Source organism: Kribbella voronezhensis (assembly GCF_004365175.1).
Classification (GTDB): domain Bacteria; phylum Actinomycetota; class Actinomycetes; order Propionibacteriales; family Kribbellaceae; genus Kribbella; species Kribbella voronezhensis.
Genome location: NZ_SOCE01000001.1, coordinates 1850000 through 1871994 on the forward strand (window position 1 = coordinate 1850000; position 21995 = coordinate 1871994).

16 protein-coding genes and 1 pseudogene are annotated in these 21995 nt (G+C 66.0%); 9 read left to right on the forward strand and 8 right to left on the reverse strand.

The genetic code is table 11. The features are described from left to right. Positions 1 to 4 precede the first annotated feature (4 nt). A complete protein-coding gene (locus EV138_RS08275; RefSeq protein ID WP_238158010.1) occupies positions 5 to 874 on the reverse strand; it encodes a LysR family transcriptional regulator in 870 nt (289 codons plus the stop codon). Positions 875 to 1005: 131 nt separating this feature from the next. Between EV138_RS08275 and EV138_RS08280 the strand changes: the two genes are divergently transcribed. Continuing rightward, complete coding sequence (locus EV138_RS08280) at positions 1006 to 1956, forward strand: quinone oxidoreductase family protein (RefSeq protein ID WP_133977811.1); 951 nt, start codon at positions 1006 to 1008, stop codon at positions 1954 to 1956. 40 nt (positions 1957 to 1996) lie between these two features. On the opposite strand, the gene EV138_RS08285 is transcribed toward EV138_RS08280, so the two are convergent. The 5 genes from EV138_RS08285 to EV138_RS37925 form a co-directional block, all read right to left on the reverse strand. Next, positions 1997 to 2287 carry a hypothetical protein gene (locus EV138_RS08285; RefSeq protein WP_166678530.1) on the reverse strand — a complete coding sequence of 97 codons (291 nt, stop codon included), beginning with the start codon at positions 2285 to 2287 and terminating at the stop codon, positions 1997 to 1999. Between the two features lie 234 nt (positions 2288 to 2521). Next, entirely contained in the window at positions 2522 to 5284 is a 2763-nt protein-coding gene (locus tag EV138_RS08290; RefSeq protein ID WP_238158011.1) for a TIM-barrel domain-containing protein, read from the reverse strand. An 80-nt stretch (positions 5285 to 5364) separates the two neighbouring features. Beyond that, on the reverse strand, positions 5365 to 8673 hold the full coding sequence (locus EV138_RS08295) for a TIM-barrel domain-containing protein (protein ID WP_133977814.1): 3309 nt from the start codon (positions 8671 to 8673) through the stop codon (positions 5365 to 5367). A gap of 188 nt (positions 8674 to 8861) precedes the next feature. Next, positions 8862 to 10043: an ROK family transcriptional regulator gene (locus EV138_RS08300; protein WP_133977815.1), complete on the reverse strand. Its 1182-nt coding sequence runs from the start codon at positions 10041 to 10043 to the stop codon at positions 8862 to 8864. Between the two features lie 122 nt (positions 10044 to 10165). After that, positions 10166 to 10486: a hypothetical protein gene (locus EV138_RS37925; protein ID WP_238158012.1), complete on the reverse strand. Its 321-nt coding sequence runs from the start codon at positions 10484 to 10486 to the stop codon at positions 10166 to 10168. Between EV138_RS37925 and EV138_RS38575 the strand changes: the two are divergent. Continuing rightward, positions 10406 to 10606, forward strand: a pseudogene (locus EV138_RS38575) (GNAT family N-acetyltransferase); the annotation flags it as partial. The gene EV138_RS37925 and the pseudogene EV138_RS38575 overlap by 81 nt on opposite strands. A 20-nt stretch (positions 10607 to 10626) precedes the next feature. Here EV138_RS38575 and EV138_RS37930 read toward each other — a convergent pair. Both EV138_RS37930 and EV138_RS08310 read right to left on the reverse strand, forming a co-directional pair. Next, positions 10627 to 11913, reverse strand: coding sequence for a hypothetical protein (locus EV138_RS37930; protein WP_238158013.1), 1287 nt, complete (start codon positions 11911 to 11913; stop codon positions 10627 to 10629). After that, positions 11910 to 12980 (reverse strand): XRE family transcriptional regulator, encoded by a 1071-nt coding sequence (locus tag EV138_RS08310; RefSeq protein WP_133977817.1) that lies wholly within the window; start codon positions 12978 to 12980, stop codon positions 11910 to 11912. Before EV138_RS08310 ends, EV138_RS37930 begins: the two co-directional genes overlap by 4 nt. A 485-nt stretch (positions 12981 to 13465) precedes the next feature. On the opposite strand from EV138_RS08310, the gene EV138_RS08315 reads away from it, so the two are divergent. The 7 genes from EV138_RS08315 (at position 13466) to EV138_RS08345 (ending at position 21995) form a co-directional block, all read left to right on the forward strand. After that, positions 13466 to 13834 (forward strand): hypothetical protein, encoded by a 369-nt coding sequence (locus EV138_RS08315; protein WP_133977818.1) that lies wholly within the window; start codon positions 13466 to 13468, stop codon positions 13832 to 13834. Positions 13835 to 14006: 172 nt separating this feature from the next. Next, the gene (locus EV138_RS08320) at positions 14007 to 16223 is read left to right on the forward strand and encodes a glycoside hydrolase domain-containing protein (RefSeq protein ID WP_133977819.1); all 2217 of its coding nucleotides are present in this window, start codon (positions 14007 to 14009) and stop codon (positions 16221 to 16223) included. Beyond that, positions 16220 to 17530, forward strand: coding sequence for a glycosyltransferase (locus tag EV138_RS08325; protein ID WP_133977820.1), 1311 nt, complete (start codon positions 16220 to 16222; stop codon positions 17528 to 17530). Before EV138_RS08320 ends, EV138_RS08325 begins: the two co-directional genes overlap by 4 nt. A 79-nt stretch (positions 17531 to 17609) precedes the next feature. After that, entirely contained in the window at positions 17610 to 18818 is a 1209-nt protein-coding gene (locus tag EV138_RS08330; RefSeq protein WP_133977821.1) for an ROK family transcriptional regulator, read from the forward strand. Positions 18819 to 19054: 236 nt separating this feature from the next. Further along, positions 19055 to 19900: a carbohydrate ABC transporter permease gene (locus EV138_RS08335; RefSeq protein ID WP_238158014.1), complete on the forward strand. Its 846-nt coding sequence runs from the start codon at positions 19055 to 19057 to the stop codon at positions 19898 to 19900. After that, positions 19893 to 20717, forward strand: coding sequence for a carbohydrate ABC transporter permease (locus EV138_RS08340; protein ID WP_133977823.1), 825 nt, complete (start codon positions 19893 to 19895; stop codon positions 20715 to 20717). Before EV138_RS08335 ends, EV138_RS08340 begins: the two co-directional genes overlap by 8 nt. Before the next feature lie 21 nt (positions 20718 to 20738). Beyond that, complete coding sequence (locus EV138_RS08345) at positions 20739 to 21995, forward strand: ABC transporter substrate-binding protein (protein WP_133977824.1); 1257 nt, start codon at positions 20739 to 20741, stop codon at positions 21993 to 21995.

Here is a 21995-nt window from a genome sequence, read left to right on the forward strand (position 1 = left end):
GGCCTCACGATAATGACCGCAGTTCGCGGACCAGTTCCCGGACCGCCGTACTGCGCGCCAGCTCGGGCGCGGCGACATAGCCGACCGTACGCCGGGGCGCGTCGGCCCCGAGCTCGGCCAGTACGACGTCCGCCGGGCGATCCGCCGCGGTCGAGCGCGGCACGACCGCCATCCCCAGGCCGTGCGCCACCATCGACAGCAGCACGCTGTCGTCGGCGACGTTGATCGTGGCCGTTGGCAACCATTCTTGGGTGGCGAACCAGTCCTTGGTCGCGGCCGAGCAGTTCTCCGTCCAGTCGATCACCGGCAGCGAGCGCGGATCCGGGTGACCGGACGGATGGATCAGCACGTACGGCTCGTCCAGCAGCGTGCCGCCGACCAGGCCGGCCTCGGCGGGCAGCCGGTGCGGCAGGTTGACGATGGCGATGTCGGCCCGGCCGGCCACCACCTCGTTCGCGGTACCGCCGCCGACGTCGCGCACGATCGACACGTCGTACGCGAGTTGTGGGTGGCGTGCCCGCAGCCTGGTGAGGGCCGGTGGCAACAGTTGGGCGGCCGCGCTGCGGAAGGCCGCGATCCGCAGGCGATCGGTCAGTTGCTCGCCCGAAGCGGCCCGCACGTCCTGCTGGAGCACGGTCATCAGCCGCAGGACACCGCGGCCGTGCTTGATCGCACTCAGCCCGGCGGCGGTCGGCCGGGCTCCATGCCGGCCCCGGTCGAACAGGACCGCGCCGACCTTCCGCTCCGTGCCCCGGACCGAGTGTGAGACGGCGGACTGCGTCAGCCCCAGTCTGGCCGCGGCGGCGGAAAAGCTGCCTTCCGCATCGACGGCATCCAGAATGCGCAGCTCGGCCGCGGTGAGATCGTCCAGCACCTCACCAGGCTAGCGCTCTTCCATGAGCGGCTCTCATGGACCACGAATTTCCATCGACGACGACAACTGTCCGGCGGGTTCAGGCCGTTACTACCTTTGCCGGACCAGTCGTCGACGGAACGGAACCAGCCATGCGCGCCATCCAGGTCAGCCGGTACGGCGGACCAGAGGTCCTCGCCCTCACCGAGCTCCCCACGCCGGTCCCCGCCCCGGACGAGCTCCTGGTGGAGGTCAGCGCGGCCGGCGTGAACTACGCCGACACCCATCGCACCGACGGGTCGTATCGCGGCGGCTCGCTGCTTCCGTTCGTCCCCGGGGTCGAGGTGGTCGGCCGAGGCGCCGACGGCCGGCGCCTGCTCGCGCCGATCTTCTCCGGTGGCGGCTATGCCGAGGAGGCCGTGATCCCGGCGGCCCGCGCGGTCGAAGTACCGGACGAGGTCAGCGACGGCCAAGCGCTCGCGCTGCTGGTGCAGGGGCTGACCGCTTGGCATGTCCTGCGCAATTCCGCCCGCCTGGCGCCCGGCGAGACGGTCGTCGTGAACGCGGCCGCCGGCGGCGTCGGGACGCTCGCGATCCAGCTGGCCAAGTTCTTCGGCGCGGGCCGGGTGATCGCGGTCGCCTCACGGCCGGACAAGCGCGAACTCGCGATCAACCTCGGCGCGGACGTCGCCGTGAACAGTTCACTCGACTCGTACGCCGAGCAGGTGCTCGCCGCCAACGACGGCCGCCCGGTCGACGTCATCCTCGACGCCACCGGCGGCAAGATCCTGCTGGCCGGTCTGGAGGTGCTGGCCGGATTCGGCCGGCTGGTGTCGTACGGGAACGCCGCCCGCGAAGGGCGGCCGCTGGTCGACATCGGGGCGCTTGCCGAAGGCAACCAGTCGGTGGCGGCGTTCTGGCTGGTGCCGGCGCTGGAGTATCCGGGCGGCTATGCCGAACCGCTGGCCGAGTTGCTCCGCCTCACCGCGAACGGCACGATCAGCCCGATCCTCGGCGGTGAGTACGCGCTCGACCAGTCCCGCCACGCGCACGAGGACCTGCTGGCCCGGCGCACCACCGGCAAGCTGATCATCCGGCCCTGATCATCCGGCCCTGATCATCCGCGGGCCGGGTGGCCGACGCTCAGGCGTGGACGCGGTCGCGCACGACCTTCAGCGTGATGGCGGCCGCCACGGCCAGGCCGCCGACGACCATCAGCACCGTGACCAGGGTGGCCGAGTTGTTCAGCCGCCCGTCGCAGGCCATCGGGGTGATGCCGCGGGCGGGCTGGAAGACCGAGCCGCAGTTGGTCGAATCAGCGGAGACCGAGCGGAAACCCAGTGCCAGGCCGCCGAGCAGCAGTGCCACCCCGGCGATCGCCAGAATCTTGTTCAGCGTCGTCATGACGGCGCCGACGCCGATCTCTGCAGGCATGCCGACGGCACGGCCTGACTGCCCCGTTGCACTTCGCTCACTCCTGACTTCGACTGACACCTCTCCGAATTTACGGCCGAGACCGCGCGGATCCACCTCGGCAGAGCCGACAGCAGCCAATCTTCACTAAGTCCTTACTCAGGACATGGAAGGCCGTTACCAGGGTCTCAGACGCCGTCGCGGGCTGTGACACTGGCATCGCTGTGCCACAGCCCGCGTGATCGGTGAGAGAAGTCAGAACCCGCCAGTAGTAGTTCCACCACTGCCTGTCGCCGGCGTGGTGAAGGTGATGTTCGGGTCCGGCCCCCAAAGGTCTGCCGTCGCCGGGTAGTTCGCCTCCTGCCGCTTGATGCACTTCCATTCCACCGAGATGTTCGGCGGCAGGTTGCTGATCGTGCCGGTCCAGGTCGGGTAGCTGGTCGGCGCCAGCTTCACCGCGCTCGCGACCGACCAGGCCCCGAGTTGCGGCACGTTGCCCACGACGTACACGGACTGGCCGGTCGTGGTGGTCCCGTTGCTGCAGCTGAACGTCTTCGAGACGACCGCCTGGCCGAGGGTGAAGACGAACGACTTCGCCGTACTGACTGCGAGCGAGGCCGACTTGGCGACGACGAGGTTGCCGCCGGCGTTGTACCAGCCGCTGGCGGCCGCGTCGAAGGCTGCCTTGTTCGCGTACTGCGTGAGCGCCGACCCGTTGAGCGTCACGGCCGACGCCTGGGTGTCGGCCACGAGTTCGACCACGTTCGAGCGGCTGCTCGGTGCTCCGGTGTAGGTGCCCGACGCGGCCGCGATGCCGACGGTCGCAGTACTGCCTGATCGCGACTGGGTCAGGTCGGTGGTCCGCTTGGAGCCGGTCTGGTAGCCGATGGTGGAGCCGTCGTCCTCGGCGAGCGTGAACGACGACGCGGTCGGGTCGGAGTACACCCGGGCCACCAGCTCGTTGCGCGTCGTACCGTCGGCGCGCTTGCCCATCACGTTCATGGTCTGGTCGTCGACGTACATCTTCGGGATGATCGCGCCCGCTCTTGCATAGGCCGGCAGCTGGAACTTGCCGTTGCGCCACAGCGGTACGTCGGTCAGGTTCTGCCCGGTGCTGACCGTCTTGGTGTTGGTGTAGTAGTCGTACCAGGTCCCGGCCGGCAGGTAGACGTCCCGCTTGCGCTGGTTCGCGCCGGCCGCGACGCCGACGAGCAGGTCCTTGCCGATCAGCTTCTCGTGACCGGTCTCCCGCACGTTCGGGTCGTTCTGGTACTGGTAGACCAGCGGCGGCATCAGCGGTTCGCCGGTCGTGTAGGCCTTGTGGGCCAGGGAGTAGTAGTACGGCGTGAGCTCGTAGCGCTGCCGCAGGTTCGCCAGGTTGCTCGGCACGTCGCCGATCGAGTCCGGCGAGGTCTCCGCGCAGTTGCAGAGGTTCTCGGTGTGCGGCCGGATCGGTACGTCGAACCAGGACGAGTTCGCGAACCACTGGGTGTAGAGCTCGTTCAGGTCCGAATTGAGCATCTCCCGGCGGAAGCCGCCGATGTCGGAGCCGAAGTAGTCGATTCCGGACATCGACATCTGCATCTGGACGTTCTGCTGGTCGGCGAGGGCGGTCAGCTTCGACCCGATGTCGCCGGACCACATCGCCGTACCGGTGCGCTGGATGCCACCGGCCGCGGACCGCGCGAGCATGAACGGCCGCTGCTGCACCGCGTTGTCCGTATAGCCCTTCGCGATCCCCTTCGCCCACTCGAGGTTGTAGAGGTTGTGGTAATCGGAGTGCGCGTGCTTGCCGGCCAAGACTCCTGACGTCCAGTCATTGGAGTCGTACATCTCCGGCTCGCCGAGGTCGAGCCAGTGACCCATCACGCCGTCGTTGATCAGCGGCTGCCGCTGGGTCGTGTGCCAGTGCGCGCTAGCGGCCGGCTGGGTCCAGTCGATCATGCCGCCGCGGCCCCACCAGTCGTTCCCCGTCAGGTACGACGGGCTGCAACTCGAGCAACCCGCCCTGATCAGGTAGCCGCCGGACGCCATGTCGGTGTGCTCGGGCAGGTTCTTCCCGACGTACGACTCCTCGATCGTCATCACGCCGACACCGTTGGTGTTCTTGTACGTCGCCAGCTTGGCGGCCGCATTGGGGAAGTTGACCGGATCCCAGTCCAGGGTGCCCATCCGGGTGTTGTCGGAGCCGGCCGTGACGCCGCCGAACCAGTTCACGTCCAGCATCACGCCGTCGGTCGGGAACTTGTTCGCCCGCAGTCCGCTGAGCGTCGTGTCGATCTCGTTCCAGTTGTCGTAGCCGTACTCCGACATCCACAACCCGAACGCCTTCTTCGGTGGCACCGGCGGGCGACCGGTCAGCTCGAGATAGTCCTTGCGCAGGTCGGGCAGATCGGGGCCTGACATCACGTACCACCGCAGCTGGTCGCCGTACGTGTCCATCGTCCAGGGATCGCCGGTCAGGTTCCAGTCCTGCTTGTAGACCTGGTCGACGAACATGCCGTAGTTGGTGGTGTTCGCGCCGACCGCAAACAGGACCGGGATCTGCGCGTTGCCGACCGGACCGTTGTCCGTGTCGTAGAGCATCGCGTTGCCGTAGGCGCCACTCGTGCGCTGCCGGCCCACCCAGTCGCCGTCGGCACTGCCACCCATGAAGAACTGCTCGCCGAGCCCGTACGCGTTCTGCATGGACGACTTGGTGAAGCTCAGCCCTTTCCAAGCTTGGCTGAGGTTTCGGGGACAGGTTGTGTTGAGCAACAGTTGCGGTGAACGGGTGATGTCGGTGACGGTCGCGCAAAGGGTGGTCGCGTTGACGTCGACCTTGAGCCCGGCCGTCGTCAACGTGTTCCCGGTCTGGTTGAAGGTGGTCGGTCCGGTGTAGTTCGTCTTGCCGATCTGATCGGTGCTGAAGATCGGCGAGCCGCTGCCCGGCCCAGCTCCCGCTCCCAGCTCGAAATGCACGAGATCGTCGTCGAGGAACTCCACCACCAGATAGTTGCCCCCGGCAGTGAACTGCACTCTTTGCACTGCGGCCTGTGCAGTTTGAGTCGGCAGAACAACCAACAACGGAATCAGTAAGAGGAAGGCTGCTAATCGCTTCATGGTCGGGCCACCGTCACGTTGTCGAGGTTGATTCCACCGCTGCCGTACAACACTTTGACCACGCGTTTCCCGGCGGTGAGGCTGGTGGTCAGCGTTGCCGTCCCCCAGGTGTCCCAGTTGCCTGTGCTCGGGAGATTGACCGAGCCGACAGACACGCCGTCGACCTGGATCGTGCGGGTCGCGGTGGTTGCCGCGCCGTTGGAGTAGCGGAGCTTGATCACGTGGCTGCCGGTGACATCGGCGTTCGTGTCGACCGACACGAGGTCACCCGACGTCTCGAAGCCGTCCACGAAACCCGTTCCCGTGTAGCCCGGGTGGTCGGTGTTCGTCGTCGTACCCGTGTTCGTGCCGAACTCGGCCTCGTAGCCGGCCTTGTCCACGCCGTTCAGTACTACGCTCCGCGCGCTGGCGCTCGACGCGGTCTTGACGAGCGTGAGCTGCTGGACCGGATCCCAGTACCAACCCTCGGTCGCGCTCTGCAGAGCGGCGAGAGTGGCGTGCGCGGTCATCGTCGTACCGTCCTTCGTCACGCTCGTCGGCTTCGACGAGGCGACCTGCAACGTGCTCTTGGTGGCCAGCGGTGGGACGCTGACAGTGACCTGGTGACCGGCGAAGTTCTCGGTCGAGGTGACCGTGCGGGTCTGGTTCGCCGAGTCCTCGAAATACCCGTAGCTCGTCGTACCTGACGGGTAGATCCGGAACGCGAGGTTCGTGTAGTTGTCGACGCTGTTGCCGATGTTGCCGCCCAGTTCGTAGTTCGCGTTCAGGTTGAGCGGGACGATCGCGCCGGCCTTGGCGTAGACGGGGATGGTGCCGGTGTCGGCGTTGTAGACCTTGGTCCCGGCGCCTTGGGCGCGGCCACCGTTCCAGAAGTCGTACCACTCCCCGGCCGGCAGGTAGACGTTCTTGCTGGTCGCACCCTGCGTGGTGATAGGGGCCACCAGCAACTGACGGCCGAACATGTACTGCTGGTCCTGCGCGGCCGCGGTCGCGTCGTTCGGGTAGGCGATGCTCATCGCCTGCATCATCGGAAGGCCTGTGGTGGAAGCGTTCTTGGCTTCCGTGTAGAGGTAGGGAATCAGGTTCATCCGGGTGTTGGCGAACTTGCGGAACTTCGGCACCACGGTCGCGTCGCCCGAGCGTGCCTGCACGTTCCACGGCGTACGGGCTTCGGAGACCGCCGGGTTCGACTTCTCCGAGTGGTACTGCATGATCGGCGCGAAGGTCGCCTGCGCGGCCGCTCGGAGGTAGAGCTCGCTGCTCGGGAACGTCCCGGTGAAGCCCGCGAGATCCCACGACCAGAACGGGATGCCACTGGCCCCGGCGCTCTGGCCGGCCCGGACGGCCTGCTGGAAGGCGTCGAAGGTGGAGGACTGGTCACCGGCCCAGAAGATCGAGTTCGCCTGTGCGCCCGACGTACCGCCGCGGCTGAACAAGGTGCCCTGGGCACCCTTCTTGGTGGTGACGAAGTCGTTGTAGGCCCGGGTGTACTCGTTCGGGTAGCCGTTGTGCAGTTCGTCGCCCTTGCGGCCGGAGCCACTCGTCACGTTCCGGCCGAAGACCGCCTCGCTGCCGTCCGTCTTGAGGCCGTCGATGCCGATGTCGTCGAACAGGTACGACCGCTTGCTCATCCACCAGTTCGTCGCCGCGGTCTTCGTGAAGTCCGGCACCGTGCTGTTGCCGAACCACTGCCCCGCCGGGATCCGATACGGGCCGCCGGCGCCATCGCCGAGAACGTAGCCCTGGGCAACGGCATAGTCGCGGTCGTTGATGTGCTGCTGCGGCGGCGTCGACGGGTTGGTGTCGAAGTCCTGTTTCAGGACCGGGATCTGCCAGAGCACCATCTTCACGCCCTGGTTGTGCGCGGCCGTCACCATCGCCTTCGGATCGGTCCATTCGCCGCCGGCCGGGAAGGTCAGGTCGGCGTAGGTGAGCGCCTGGCTGCCCGGCTTCGGTGTGTACGTCGCGCCGTGCCACAGGTAGAAGGTGGCCTCGTCACTCCACTGCTCGAGCACCATCGCGGTGTGCGGGATCTGGTTGGACGTCATGTTGGCGAGTTCGGCGTTGACCTCCGCCTGGGTGTTCCACTCGTTCGCGGAACCCCAGAGCCCGAACGACCACTTCGGCGGCAGCTTGGGCCGTGCGGTGGTCGCGGTGTACTGGTCGAGGATCTCGGCCCGCGTGCCGGTGAAGAAGTAGTAGTCGACGGTCGAGTTGAGCGCGCCGCCCGTGTCGACGGTGAAGCCCGCCATGTCGCTGAAGTGCGTGCCGAGGTTGAACACGGAGTACCGCGTGCTCGGGACGTAGATGCCGTAGCCTGCCGAGTTCGTCACGAATGGGACGCTGAGATAGGTGCGCGCGGTCGGGCCCTGGTCCTGGTACTGGTTGTAGACGTAGTTGCTGACGTCCTTGCCGCGCTGGTTCAACGCGTCGTACCGCTCGCCGAGGCCCTCGAAGCGCTCGGTGGTCGGGGACAGCCAATGGTCCTCGACCTTGGTGACCGTCGTACTGCCGTCACTGGCCCAACCGGTGTTGCGGAAGGTGGCCGGGTCGTACTGCCGGGCGATCAGCGTCGTACCGTCACCCTTGTAGACGGCCACCCGATAAGGCGACTTCTGGATCTTGAGGACCACCTTGGTGGTGGCGATCTGGAGGGTGCCGGCGCTGTCGGTCACCGTGTACGCCGAGGAGCCGGTGATGTTGAGGCCGCTCCCGGTCGGCGCGACCTGGACGTGGAACCGGTCGATCGCGGGGAACGCGAAGCGCACCTTCGGCGTGAAGCTGCCCGCGGTGTCGCCGGTCGTCACGTCGACGCTGGTACCGTTGTTGACGAAACCGGAGACGTTGCCCGTACCGGAGTACGACGTCACCGCGAACGAGAACGGACCGGTGGTCTTCTGGTTCGCGCCGTCCACGTCGGCGTTCACCGTGTAGGTGATCTGGTCGCCGCGCGCGAACGTGCCGAGACCGACCTTCCAGTACGTGTTGTTACCACTGTTGTAGTCGAAGGACGCCCCGATCGGCGTCTGGTTCACGCCGTTCTTCGTCCAGGTGATCCAGACCGTTTGGCCGGGCGAGATCGGCCACGTGGTGGCCTTGATCTGCACCGCCTCACCGGCCATCGGGTCGCGCGGCGCACGCTCGGTGGCGGTGGTGTTGTACAACTCGTCGGCGCCGTACGGCGCGTGGAAGACGCCGGTCAGCGTGCCGGCCCAGGCGGGGGCCGGTGTGAATTGGAAGATCAGCGCTGCGAGCACCAGGATCGCAGCGGTCCACCGCCTTCGCGGCGTGACGGCATGCCTCATCTACGGCCTCACTTCTCTCCGGTCGCCGACCGGACGTGGGTGTGGTGTGTCACCGGCGGCTGGGCAAGCCGGCCGGGTGGAGTTGCTGGTCGCGCCGGCCTCGGGCGGGCCGGGCCGGGATGGGTGGAACTGCTGGGTCGCGCCGGCCTCGGGTGGGCCGGGTCGGGATGGGTTGTCAGGGGCGGGTGTCAGCTCGCCGATCTGGCGGTGAGAGAGGGCCTGCCGGCCTCGTCCGGTCGCAGGTTCGGCTGGAACAGCTCGCCCAGGAAGAGACCCGCGGCGCCTTGCGCCCAGGCCTCGTCGTCCCAGTCGTCCACGACGATCTCCAGGTCGCGCTGGAGTCCGTCGAAGACAGTGCTGCGCACCGCGTCGTCGAAGCCGGGCAGGAACAGGTCTGCGGCGCGGGTCCCCTCCCCGGCGAGGACGATCAGCTTCGGATTGAGCAGATTCACCAGGTTGCCGACGGCCGTCCCCAGGGTGCGGCCGACTTGGTCGAAGATCGTTGTCGTCGTTTCGTCGCCCTGGCGGGCTTTGTCGATCGCTTCCTCGATGGTTGCCGTACCTGCCTGCGCGCAGATCGCCGGCTCACCGATCAGCGCTTCCAGGCACCCGCTGCCACCACAGTCACACAAGGGGCCGTCAGCAACGACTTTGGTATGGCCGAACTCGCCCGCGCCACCACCGGCACCGCGGTACAGCCTGCCGTCCAGAACCATGCCGAGTCCGATACCGCGGCCGATACTGACCACCGCGACGTCGGACACACCCCGCCCGGCCCCGAACCACTGCTCGTTGGCCACCAGGGTGTTGACGTCGTTGTCCACCACCACCGGCAGGCCGAGCTTCTTCTCCAGCAACGTCGCGAGCTCCACGTCGTGCCAGTCGGAGTACGTCCCGTGCCGGACCACCCCGCCGGCCCGGTCGATCACGCCGGCCACGCCGACGCCCACGCCGTACACGGATCTCTTGCCGGTGAGCTTGCGGACGACCCTGGCAACAGACCGTACGACGGTGCCGACGTCGTTCGTGGTGACGGTCTCGGTGGCCCGCTCGACGATCCCGGCATTGAGATCGGTCAGTACCGCGATCACCCGGGTCTCGGTGAGCTTGATGCCGATCACGAACCCGGCATCGGCCTTGAGCCCGAGCAACACCGGCCGCCTACCGCCACCGGAACTCGCCGTCTCCCTCTCCTCGATCACCCCGCTACCGAGCAACTCCCCGACGATCTCGGACACGGTAGGCAGACTCAACCCGGTCCGCTTCGCCAACTCGGTCCGCGAAACCAACCCACCCCGGAGCTCACCGAGCACCAGCGAAGAGTTGATCTCCCGGATCAACTCCTTGCTCCCCACCCGCACCGGCTGCATCCCCACCCCTTACTAAGGTCACCGAAGGAAGTCCCCCGGACGCTAACCCCGGCACCGCAGCCTGGTCAACACCTCACGCCCCAAACAAACGACCGACCCACTCGCCGACCTCCGCCCGACACTCAGCGCGCGATTGCCGGTGCTGCCTGGAGAGCCAATACTGAAACCGTCTCAGCAGTACTGCCGAGACGCGCCGGGGGAGGTCGACTTTGCACGTCGAAGTACTTGCTGGAGACGATTGGAAAATCCTCCAGGAGGTTCGACTGCGCGCCCTCAAGGACTCCCCAGCCGCATTCCTGGCGACAGGTGAACCATCTTGGGGCGAGGCGGAATGGCGCACGTACTCTCGCGAAGGTGCCTGGATCGTCACTCGAAGCGGCGATCAGGTCATCGGCATCCTGCACTGCATCCGGGTCGACGACCGACCAACGGACGAACGACATCTCGAGTCGGTCTGGGTCGACCCAGACCACCGCAGAACCGGCGTACTGCGCACCATGCTTCAGTACCTAGCCGCTATCGAACCAGGCGTTCGCATATTGATGGCATGGATCCTCGACGGCAACGACGACGCCCGCGCGGCCTACGAACGACTAGGCTTCGAATCCACCGGCGAGCGCCAGCCTCTCACCAAACCTCGACTTTGCGTTGAGGAACGGTTGAGGCTGGATCGCCAGGCAGCAATCAGCGACTCGACCGATAGCTGACCGGCGTCGTAGCCGGCGGAATAGTAGGTCTTCAACTCAAGTTCGTTCATAGCCTCGCGTTCGGTGAGTACAGAGCCGAGACTCGGCATGAGCTCCTGCCAGCGAACTTCGTCTTCGCGCCAACCGTTGATGAAGTCGACGCAGAGCTCTGGCGTAACGAAGTTGTCCAGTTGCGTCGCGGCGCGGTGCAGCGATCTCCGCGCATCAAGGATTTCATCTGAGTCCGTCGAATCGCTGATGTACGGCGCAGCTGAGAGGCGATTGCAAGTCTCTGAAATCATGGAACGGCGGTCCGCTATGAACAACTTCCAATGATTGACGCTGGTCGCCGCCTTTAGTTGGTCCTTAAGATCCCAGCCAGGCGTACCACTGAACAGCGCGTAGAGCCCTTCGGCAAGGACATCACCCCATTCCTCGCGGGCAGCCCGCTCCGGGTCGGCGTACGGCTGATACTCGTCCTGTCGGACATCGCCGATCTTGGGTAGCGAGCGTGCGGCCGCGTGCTGAGCGAAGAAGAACCAGTCCTCGTTGTAAATATCAGGAAAGAACGACAATGTCGGGTACTGCGTGTTGACGCCAAGTACCGCGCCGCTTACGAACACGTCCTGCGCTAGTCCGGCCAGGCGTCGCGCATGACATACCACCGAGTTGTCCGGGAAATACTTGCTGGCCATCGAGGCGACCGGGTGGCGGTCGAGTGAGCCGGCCAGCCGCCAAACATGGCGCGGTTGGAGTTGGTAGATGTCATCGTCGACGAAGAGGATCTTCTTCCATCCCCGCAGACGAGCCAGGACAAGTCCGATATTGCGTTTGAGACTGAGATCGCTCCAACGATGGGCGCTGGCCTTCTGGAAGGTTTCTTCGGAGGTAACGTGGCGATGACCCGGCAACTGATAGCCGTCGGGCACGTCGATGACCAGAGCCCGCGCGCCAAACGTCTCCTCCACTCGTGCCGCGATCTTGTCTGCCTGCGCCTGCTTGCTACACAGCACCACCAACGGAACTGACAGCTGGGCAGACAGCGAGATGAGGCGCTGCAACGATGGTCGCGAAGCCGGAACCACGATCGCGTCCAGACGACTGCTTGCCGGCGACACGGACACAGCCGGCACGTCTCGCAGAAGTGACGCGTGTGACGGCACATGGTGGGTCTTACTGCTCACTCGGCCGTCGCCTTCTTCGGAGACCATTCGTAGAGTCGGTTCGAGGCGATCTCCAAATCGGGTGAGAGCGCCTCGCCACCCACAACAGGTACTCGCATGAGCAAGGCGAATGAGCCGCCCGGAAAGTGTTCGGAGAGGAAGGCCTCGTTGCGCTCGCGGACATTGAGATCGGTAAGTACTCGCACGGACCCCAGCACTCCGCGACTGTGGATGCCGTTGCAAATGGTGACGGTTCGGCTGTGATTGAACGGATTACGCAGGCGTGCCAGGAGCGCGACATCCTCGACCAGCACCCGGCCATCTTCCGATTCTTCCCACAGCGGACGGAAGTCCCGGCCACCAGCTCCGCTGGATCTGAAGATCTCCCCTGAATCCAGGTCATCAACTTCAACCTGGGATACTGGCAACTCGCGGAATGTTTTTAGCAGCCGTCTCGTCAACCCGTTCCAAGCGATGCCGCCGAGCACGACAACATGACCGGACAGGTGATCGGCCGTTATCTCCGAAGGTAACCAATGCCTCACGGTCAGATCGGGGTTGACAGCGCGGATGTGCCCCCATAACTCGATCAAAGAGTCAAGGTCGGCGTACCGATACATCCTCGTGTAGTTGGGATCCTTGTCGTTCGCTAGTGGAGGCCAATCCACACGCGGCGCCTCCGGGCAAATGATCGTGACCGGTCCGTCATCGAACTTCCACGTGGCCGAGCCGCTCAGCGAGGAACCGCGCGAACCACCCTGGGCTGCGTCGCGTAGTTCGAGGAGCTCCTTATGGAGGCCTTCAAAGCGCGTTTGCTCATGCGTTGAGAGTTCGTTCTCCTGCACGAGATGGGGAGGATCTGCGCTCGACCTATCCGTACAGAAGAACAACGCATATGAGTGGAGTCGCTCCGCCGGCGGCAGCTTCGGGGTGGTCAACGACTCCCACGAACTGATTGTTGCGACTGCTACCGGCTTCTCAGCGCTCAGGGCGTCCGCCAACATCGCCTGAGTCAGCCGCGGCTCATGCGATTCGCGGAGGTCACGGAGCTTGCCGGCAAGACGGACAGCCTCGACTGAAGCAGCCAAGATCACTCCCGGATTTGTTGCTACCCGCCACTGATGTGGTCGACACCGTACACCTTTTGTATACACCCGAAAACACCCAAAGCGACGTAGACAGGCGGACCACTTGACTCCAATGGGCCGAACCATCCCTCTAGTTGGGTGCAGTCCGTGAGGAGCGTCCAGCGCACAGTAGCGAACTTTCGGGAGCCGGTCCAACTCACGCTTGTATGCGCGCTCCGCTGTACCGATATCAACTGAATTCTACTGAACTATGTGTGAAGCTACGCGGCTTCGGGTATAGCCAGACATACCAGTAGCAGTAGTGAAGGAGACGACAGGACCCCACTCAGCCCATGCGAAGCGCTCATGGAGTCCTGCCCCGACTTTGTCGGTTCGTCGAACCGCAGCGGGCGCCCGATGAGCGACGCAACCGACGTGGCGAGTTGTCGAAGTCCAGCCCATGCCGATCTACCGCGGCATCGCTGGTCCTCCGTGCAAGTAGGAGGGTGACGATCTTGAAATCCACGGGCAGTAGCTCTCGCTCAGGCATCAGGATGTGGCTCCTGATGGCCTGCGATCTGATGGCAGTCGTCTATATGCACACCTTCGGTCCCTGGCTGGACCAATCGTCGCGGCTCACATCGACGACCACCCTTGGCGGGCATCACCTGATCGTGATGATTTCCGCAAGCATCGGTTTCGGTATGCTCGCCGCTCTCGCGATCCTGACCGAAGGCTTCGAGAAGTCGGACGCCAAGCTGACCCTGGCCACGAACATCGCTTGCGTCGTCTCGGTGATCGCCTTGGCAGGGCTCATCGCCTTCGTTTTGGTTGCTCTCCTCAGTCGGTTGGTCTTTGGGAAGCTGCGGCCCTGAAGCGTTTGCAGCGGCGGGTCTGTCCGGACTGAACAGGCCCGCCGATGCCAGCGGGACGGACGATCCGGGGTGGGTGGGGTTGTCGTAACCTGGGCGCCTTCTGTGGCTCATGTGGGGGAAACCTGGGGTCCTTACGGTGGGAGCTCATTGAGCCGCGTGAGGCGGTGAGCCGATGTACGAGTACGTCGACCCGTTCATCGGGAGCGGCGCCACCGAGTTGCCTGCGCCGCAGGGGCTGGCGTCGACCTGGTGGTGGCCGAAGCCGCAGGTGGGTAACACCCATCCGGGGGCCGTGCATCCGTTTGGGATGGTGTCGGCGTGTGCGTACTCGGGGGCCTATCCGACGGGGTACGGGTTGTACGACTTCAATACCGAGGGGGTGCCGGGGCTGCTGTATGACCGGCCGGTCGCTTCGGGGTTCACGCACTTCCAGCAGTCTGGTACTGGAGCGATTCGCAAGTATTACAACTACTTTCGGGTCACGCCGATGCTGGGGCCGCTTGATGAGCTGGGTACTACGTGGGATTTGTTGGACGAGGTGGCCGAGCCTGGGTACTACGCGGCGACGTTGAGTTCGGGGGTGCGTTGTGAGGTGACGGTGGGGCCGAAGTCGGCCGTTCATCGGTACACCTTTCCGGCGCATGACGCCGCGCGGATCGTGATCGACGCCTCGACCGGTGGGCTGGCCATCCCGCATGGCCGGACCGTGCCGTTGAAGGCGCATCTGGCGATGCTGGAGCCGGGGGTGGCTCAAGGGGAGATTCACGTCGAGGGTGTGCCGCTGGCCGTGCACTTGGAGGTCGATGCGCCGGGCTGGCGGCAACTGCTGTGGTACGACCGGCGTCTGATGCCCGGCGGCACCCGGCTCGACTTCGATTACATCCGGCCGACGACCTTGCGGCCGTTCGGGCTGATGTTCATGGGTCCCTCACGGGGAGAGCAGACCATCGAAGTACGGCTGGGGTTTTCCTTGCGCGGGTGCGAGGCTGCCCGCGACAACCTGCACGCGGACGTCGGCCGCAGCCAGGCCACCTTCGCCGAGCGGCGCGTCACCACTGCAGCCACCTGGCGCGAACACCTCGGCAAAGTCCAGATCAAGGCCGGATCCGATGACCAGGCAACGGTTTTCGATACTGCGCTCTACCACTCGCTGGTCAAGCCGTGCTTCGCCCCGGACGAGAGCCCGTGGACGACCAGCGGCCCCTACGCCTTCGACATCTGCACCATGTGGGACATCTACCGCACCCAGCTTCCGCTGATGACCACGCTGTTCCCGCAGCGCTCGGTCGCGCTGGCCAACTCGATGCTGTCGATCTGCGAGCAGGAGGGCAACCTGCCGATCGGCTACCGGATGGCCAAGGGCGCCGACCGGTTCTCCCGGCAGGGCAGCGCGCTCGCGCACACCTTCCTGGCCGACCTCTGCCAACTGGATGTGCCGGGGATCGACTGGGACTGGGCCATGGTGCACCTGGAGATGGACCTTCGCCGGACGTACGGCGAGGACTACCTGGTGCACGGCGTCGCGCACCCGATCAGCCACACCCTCGACCTGGCGTACGCCTACCACTGCACGGCCGCGATCGCCCGCAAGGTGCGCGACCGGACGCTGGCCCAGCAGATGCGCGACCTCGCCCGAGGCTGGCAGGCGGCGTACGACCCGGACACCGGTCTGCTGCGCGACTCGACGTTCTACGAGGGCGGCCGGTGGAACTACTCCTTCCGGCTGCTGCACGACATGCGCGCCCGGATCGCGCTCGCCGGCGGCGACGAGGCGTTCGTGGGGCTGCTCGACCGGTTCTTCGGGTACGACGCCGCACCTGTCACCCAGCCGGGGGTGGCGCCGAGCGTGGCCGAGATGAACGCCGGGTACGAGCTGTGCCGGTTCGAGGGACTGAACAACGAGCCGGACTACGAGGCGCCGTGGTCCTACCACTACGCGGGCCGGCCGGACCGAACCGCAGAGGTGGTCCATGCCGTCGTCGCCAACCAGTTCGGCACCGGCCGGGGCGGGTTGCCAGGCAACGACGACTCCGGCGGGCTGTCCGCCTGGTACGTATGGGCGACGCTCGGGCTGTTCCCCGTGGCCGGGCAGAACCTGTTCCTGCTGAGCGCTCCGGCTGTGGCGGAGTCCACGATCCAACTGCCGGACGGCGACCTTTTGATCACCACGACGGGACTCGAGCCGGTCGAGGCAGGTGGACCGGTCTCCTACGTCCGATCCGTCGCGGTGAACGGCAAGACCCTCGACCGGCCCTGGATCTCCGGCCGGGAACTTCGGCGGATCCGCAACCTGCACATCGAGCTCGGCCCTCGGCCCTCCGGTTGGGGCACCCGGATCAGGCCACCCTCCACATCCGACCCGCTGCCCGCCACTGGAGGTGAGGCATGAGCATCACCGACGACACGACCCTCCCGTCCGCACCGACCCGCCGTCTGGTCCTGGTCGTCCGCGCCGACCCGGTGATCTGCGGGCACTCCGGTGAGGCCCGATGTCTCGCCGAGGTAGCACTCACCCGGGGGTTCGACGACGTACGGATCGTGACCTGGCCGCTGGAGGCGCTGGAGGCGGCCGGGCTGCCGTTGAAACCACTCGACCGCGTGCTGCCGTACAGCCCTGGTATCACCGTGGAGCGGCCCGGGCCCGTCGGTGACTATCGGGTTCCGGACGGGCGTTACCTGTCCGGGTTGATCGGGCGGCTGGTCGAGTTGTTCACCGACGGCGTGCCGACGGTGGCGATGTCGCTGTACCTGAGCCCGCACGCCATCGCCGTACAGGAGGCCGTCCAGGTGGCGCGCCAGCTCGGCCCTGCACGAGTTACTACGATCGCCGAGGCGGTGGGGTCCGACATCACCAACGTGGTGCGCGAGTGCGTGAGCACCGGCCGGTTCGGAGCAGCGGCGCACATCCTGTCGGTCTACCTGGCGGCCGACCACTGCGTGGCGGTGTCGGAGTACACCAGGGACCTGATCGTCGCCTCGGCGGCCACCCTCGACGGCATGCACGGTACGACGTTCGCCCAGCGTTGCCGCGAGCGCATTGCGATCTCCTACCCCGCGGTCGATTCCTGGTCCTACCTGTCGCTCACCGACGAGCGGATCGCCGAAACTCTTGCGCGACGTGGCCTTCTGCGGGACGGGTACGTGCTGTTCCTGTCACGGATCGCCTCGGCGAAGGGCGTCGACGACCTGATCGAGGCGTACGCCGGGTCGCGGTCAGCCGAGCGGGTCCAACTGGTCCTGGCCGGGCGTGGGCCTCAGGAAGACGAGGTGGTGGCGCGGGTAGCTGCAGCGGGCCTTGGCGAGCGGGTGCGGGTGCTGACCGACGTGGACGACGGTGAGAAGCCGGCCCTGATGGCCGGGAGCGCGGCGTTCGTGCTGCCGACCCGCGAGCAGCCTGAGTTCGTCGAGACGTTCGGGATCGCGTTGGTCGAGAAAGCTCTGGCCGGCGGCGGGCCGATCATCACCTGCGCGACCGGCGGCGTACCCGAGGCGGTCGGCGACACCGCCCTGCTGGTGCCGCAGCGTGACCCGGCCATGCTGCGGACCGTGCTCGACGAGGTCGTGTGCGACTGGACCTCCGAGCAGCGGGCCGCCGCCGAGTCACGCGCCCGGGCGTACGCGTTGCAGTTCGACCGGGTCGCGGTATTCGACCGCCTCTTCGCCCTCGCCGAGCCGCCTGCCGCACACGTCGCCTGAGTTCGAGGTCTTGACAGCCGTTCTCGGTCGGCTTAGTTTTTGGCTAAATTTAGTGCCGAACTAAGTCGGGAGCGTTGCTGTGGTCAACCTGCAAGGTCCCATCCCCCGGGGTGACCTGGTGCCGTCGGGCATCGTCGGGTTGCTCGGGACGCAAGGGCCGACGGCGCGGACGGATATCGCCCGTGCGCTCGGGTTGAGCCCGGCGACCGTGACGCAGGTGACCAAGGACCTGATCGCTCGCGGGCTCATCGAGGAACTGGAGTCGGTGCCGTCGAAGGGCGGCCGGCCGTCGCGGTTGCTCGGGTTGGTGCGGGATGCGGGCGTGGCGCTCGGGGCGAAGGTGACGGCTGATCATGTCGCGGTGGTGACGGTCGAGCTCGATGGGACCGTTCGGTCGTCCACGGAGATCGAGTACGACCCGGGTGCCGGGGATGCGTTGGAGCGGCTCGGGCAGATTCTTGCCAAGCAGGTTGCCGAGCTCGACGACACGCTGCTCGGCGTCGGCGTCGGCGTACCGGGGGCTGTTGACTCGCAGGCGTCCGGGGTGGTCGATGCGCCGACTCTCGGTTGGCAGGCCGCACGGGTTGGGCCCGTACTGCGGGCCGCTATCGGTACGCCGGTTCTGGTCGACAACGACGTCAACACCCTTGCTGCGGCTGAGCGTCTCTACGGCATCGGGCGCGACCATTCGTCGTACCTGGTGGTCACCATCGGTCGCGGTATCGGCTGCGGCATCGTTGTCGACGGCGGGATCTATCGGGGCGCCAACGGCGGCGCGGGCGAGATCGGCCACATCCCCGTCTGGCCGTCCGCTGCGGAAGAGCCGCCTTGTACCTGCGGGTCCACCGGGTGCTTGGAGGCGCACATCGGCGCGGCCGGGTTGCTCCGTACCGCTCGGAGTCGAGGCGCGGTCGGTCCGCGGGGAACGATGGCGACTCTGTTGCGCGCGGCAACTAGCGGCGAGGTGAGCGCGCAGGAGGTGTTCGGAGATGCGGGCTCGATGCTCGGGCGGGCGCTGGCGGGAGTCATCCACACGGTCGATCCCGAGGTGGTGGTGTTGATGGGTGAGGGAGTGGACGGATGGGAGTTCTGGGAGACCGGCTTCGAGCCGTCGTTCCGGCGATCGTTGCTTCCGGCCCGCAAAGCGGTATCCGTCGTGGTGGAGCCGTGGACGGAGATCCAGTGGGCCCGCGGCGCCGCCTCCCTGGTCCTGTCCAGTCCCTTCGACTCAGCCGGCAACGGCGGCGAACAAAGCCGCCTGGTCCGCGCACGACTGGGCGCCGGATGAACCGCCGAGGCGGCACCGCCGACTCGCGGCTCACGGACAAGGGCGGCGCAGCAGCCGAGCACCCGCTGGACGCTGCAAGCGACGCTCAGACACCTCAGCAACCGAGCGCCGACACCCCTACTCGATCGCCTTCCCTGACCTCAGCCACCACCAGCCGGAGGCGCGGAGGCAGTGGCAACCCCGTAGGCAGCGTGCGTCGTAGTACGGGATCTCAGCGGCTGAAGAGGGCCGGGTGGGTGGCGTTCTTCCTGCTGCCCAGTGCGATTCCGTTGTTCGTCTTCACGTTGGTGCCGATGGTGTCCAGTTTGTGGGTGAGTTTGCACAAGTGGAATCTGATCTCGCCGATGGAGTGGGTCGGGTTCAGGAACTACACCAATCTGCTCGGGGACGAGATGACGCGGCGGGTGTTCTTGCACACGTTGATCTACGTCGTCGGCTATCTGCCGATCGTGTACGCCGGTGGACTGCTGCTCGCGCTCGCGCTCAACCAGAAGCTGAAGGGGCGTTCGTTCCTGAGAGCGACCTACTTCCTTCCGGTCGTCACCAGCTGGGTCGTTGTCGCGCTGGTCTGGAAATGGTTGCTCAATCCAACGAACGGTTTGGTCAACCAGATCCTCGGCGGCCTCGGGCTCCCCCAGCCGGGCTGGTGGACCGACCCGCACTGGGCGCTGCCGGCGGTGATCCTCTCGTCGGCCTGGAAGGACCTCGGATTCGTGATGGTGATCCTGCTCGCGGGCCTGCAGTCCATCCCGACCGACGTCCACGAAGCGGCGAAGGTGGACGGATCCAATGCCTGGCAGCGGTTCTGGCGGATCACGTTGCCGCTGCTGTCGCCCTCGACCTTCTTCGTGGTGGTGATCTCGTTGATCAACGGCTTCCAGGTCTTCGACCAGGTGTATGTGATGACAGCCGGTGGCCCAGCCGGCTCGAGCCAGGTCGTGGTCGGCCAGATCTACGACCTCACCTTCCGCTACGGCCGCGCGGGCGAGGCGTCCGCGCTGTCCTGGATTCTCTTCGCGGTGATCCTGATCATCACCGTCTTCCAGATCCGCGGCCAGCGCCGGTGGGTGCACTATGCGTGACACCAGGTCTCTCACCGCGAAGATCGCCCTGTACGCCGCTGTGCTGGTCGGCGCCGCGATCATGCTCTTCCCGTTCCTGTGGACCGTGATCACCTCGATCACGCCGGAAGGGTCACTGGCCGACGGCCCGACAGTGTTCGTCGACAACCCGACCCTGAACGCCTATCGCACCCTGCTGGACGCGATGCCGATCTGGCGGATCATCCTGAACTCGCTCGGCGTCGCGCTGGTCTCCACGGTGCTGCAACTTGTCACCGGCTCGATGGCGGCGTACGGCTTCGCGCGGTTGCACTTCCCGTTTAAGAACGTGATCTTCGGGTTCTACCTCGCCACCTTGATGGTGCCGCTGCAGGTGCTCGTCGTCCCGCTGTTCATCGAGATGAAGACTTTGAACCTGCAGGACACGTACTTCGCGTTGCTGGCACCCACGATCGCCTCGGCCTTCGGTGTGTTCCTGCTCCGCCAGGCCGTGATCGGCGTCCCGATGGAGCTCGACGAGGCCGCCACCATCGACGGCGCCGGGCACCTGCGGATCTTCACCACCATCGTGCTGCCGCTGATCCGGCCGGCACTGGCCACCGTCGCCGTGTTCGCGTTCATGGGCAGCTGGAACAGCTTCCTGTGGCCGCTGGTCGTGATCCGGTCGCCGGAGTTCATGACTCTTCCGCTGGGCCTGTCCACGTTGCAGGGCCAGTTCACCACCCAGTGGGACGTCGTGATGGCGGGCTCCGTCGTCTCGATCGTGCCGATCGCCATCGTGTACCTGCTCGCGCAGCGCCACATCATCGCCGGTGTCGCCCACACAGGCATCAAGTAAGAGAGAGTGAAGGAAACCGCCATGCGTCATCTCAAGACCGTGGGCCTCGGCCTGACCGCAGCGCTCGCACTGACCCTGACCGCCTGCGGGCAGGGCTCGGCGACCAAGGAGGCCGCCGCGCCCGAAGGCAAGAGCGTCGTCCGCTACATGAACTTCTCCTCCAACGACGGCCACGAGAAGGACCTGACGGCGATCGTCAACGCCTTCCAGACGGCCAACCCGAACATCACCGTCCAGGTCGAGACGGTGCCGTACGCGGACTACTTCACGAAGCTGCAGACCTCGGTGGCTGGTGGCACCGCGGCCGACGCGTTCGAGCTGAACTACGAGAACTTCGTGACGTACGCGAAGAACGGCTCGCTGGCCGAACTGAAGAACGTGGACACCGCGGCGTACAAGAAGTCCCTGGTGGACGCGTTCAACGACGGCGGCAAGCAGTACGGCGTACCGGAGTCGTTCTCCAATGTCGTGCTCTTCTACAACAAGGCGCTCTTCAAGAAGGCCGGGGTCGCCGAGCCGACCGCTGACTGGACGTGGAAGGACGAGCAGGCCGCCGGGCTCAAGCTGACCAACAAGGCGACCAAGACCTGGGGCGACTACCAGCCCGTGTCGTACAACGAGTTCTACAAGGTGCTCGCGCAGAACGGCGGCGAGTTCCTGAACGCCGACCGGACCGAGGCGACCTTCAACTCGCCGCAGGGTGCCGAGGCGGCCAAGTTCCTGATCGACAAGGTCGGCAAGACGATGCCGACCGAGGCGGACGGAGCCGGTACGCCGGACTTCGACTCGAAGTTGTTCAAGTCCGGCAAGCTCGCGATGTGGCACACCGGGATCTGGATGTTCTCCGCGATGGCCGACGCACCGTTCGACTGGGACGTCGTGGTCGAGCCCGGCAACACCAAGAAGGCGTCGGCGATGTTCGTGAACGGCCTGGTCGTGTCGGCCGCCTCCAAGAACGCCGAGGCCGCGCAGAAGTGGGTCACCTTCCTGGCGTCGTCCGACGACACCACCAAGACCCGGCTGGCCACCTCGTGGGAGCTGCCGCCGGTCGCCGACGAGGCGAAGCTCGCGCCGTACCTGGACCAGAAGAAGCCGGCCAACCGCAAGGCTGTCTTCACCGCGCTCGAGGACACCGTCCTGCCGCCGGTGATCGAGCGCCAGCAGGAGATGCAGGACCTGGTCACCCAGGAACTCACCTCCGCCGCTGCCGGCCGCAAGCCGGTAGAGAAGGCGCTCGCGGATGCCCAGACCAAGGTCAACGGCCTGCTGAAGAAGTGA

Bases quoted from the DNA above. Each gene is read 5' to 3' on its own strand.
- EV138_RS08280 (WP_133977811.1), top strand. From the start codon at position 1,006: ATGCGCGCCATCCAGGTCAGCCGGTACGGCGGACCAGAGGTCCTCGCC.
- EV138_RS08285 (WP_166678530.1), bottom strand. From the start codon at position 2,287: ATGCCTGCAGAGATCGGCGTCGGCGCCGTCATGACGACGCTGAACAAG.
- EV138_RS08295 (WP_133977814.1), bottom strand. From the start codon at position 8,673: ATGAGGCATGCCGTCACGCCGCGAAGGCGGTGGACCGCTGCGATCCTG.
- EV138_RS08300 (WP_133977815.1), bottom strand. From the start codon at position 10,043: ATGCAGCCGGTGCGGGTGGGGAGCAAGGAGTTGATCCGGGAGATCAAC.
- EV138_RS37925 (WP_238158012.1), bottom strand. From the start codon at position 10,486: ATGTCGTTCGTCCGTTGGTCGGTCGTCGACCCGGATGCAGTGCAGGAT.
- EV138_RS08320 (WP_133977819.1), top strand. From the start codon at position 14,007: ATGTACGAGTACGTCGACCCGTTCATCGGGAGCGGCGCCACCGAGTTG.
- EV138_RS08325 (WP_133977820.1), top strand. From the start codon at position 16,220: ATGAGCATCACCGACGACACGACCCTCCCGTCCGCACCGACCCGCCGT.
- EV138_RS08340 (WP_133977823.1), top strand. From the start codon at position 19,893: ATGCGTGACACCAGGTCTCTCACCGCGAAGATCGCCCTGTACGCCGCT.
- EV138_RS08345 (WP_133977824.1), top strand. From the start codon at position 20,739: ATGCGTCATCTCAAGACCGTGGGCCTCGGCCTGACCGCAGCGCTCGCA.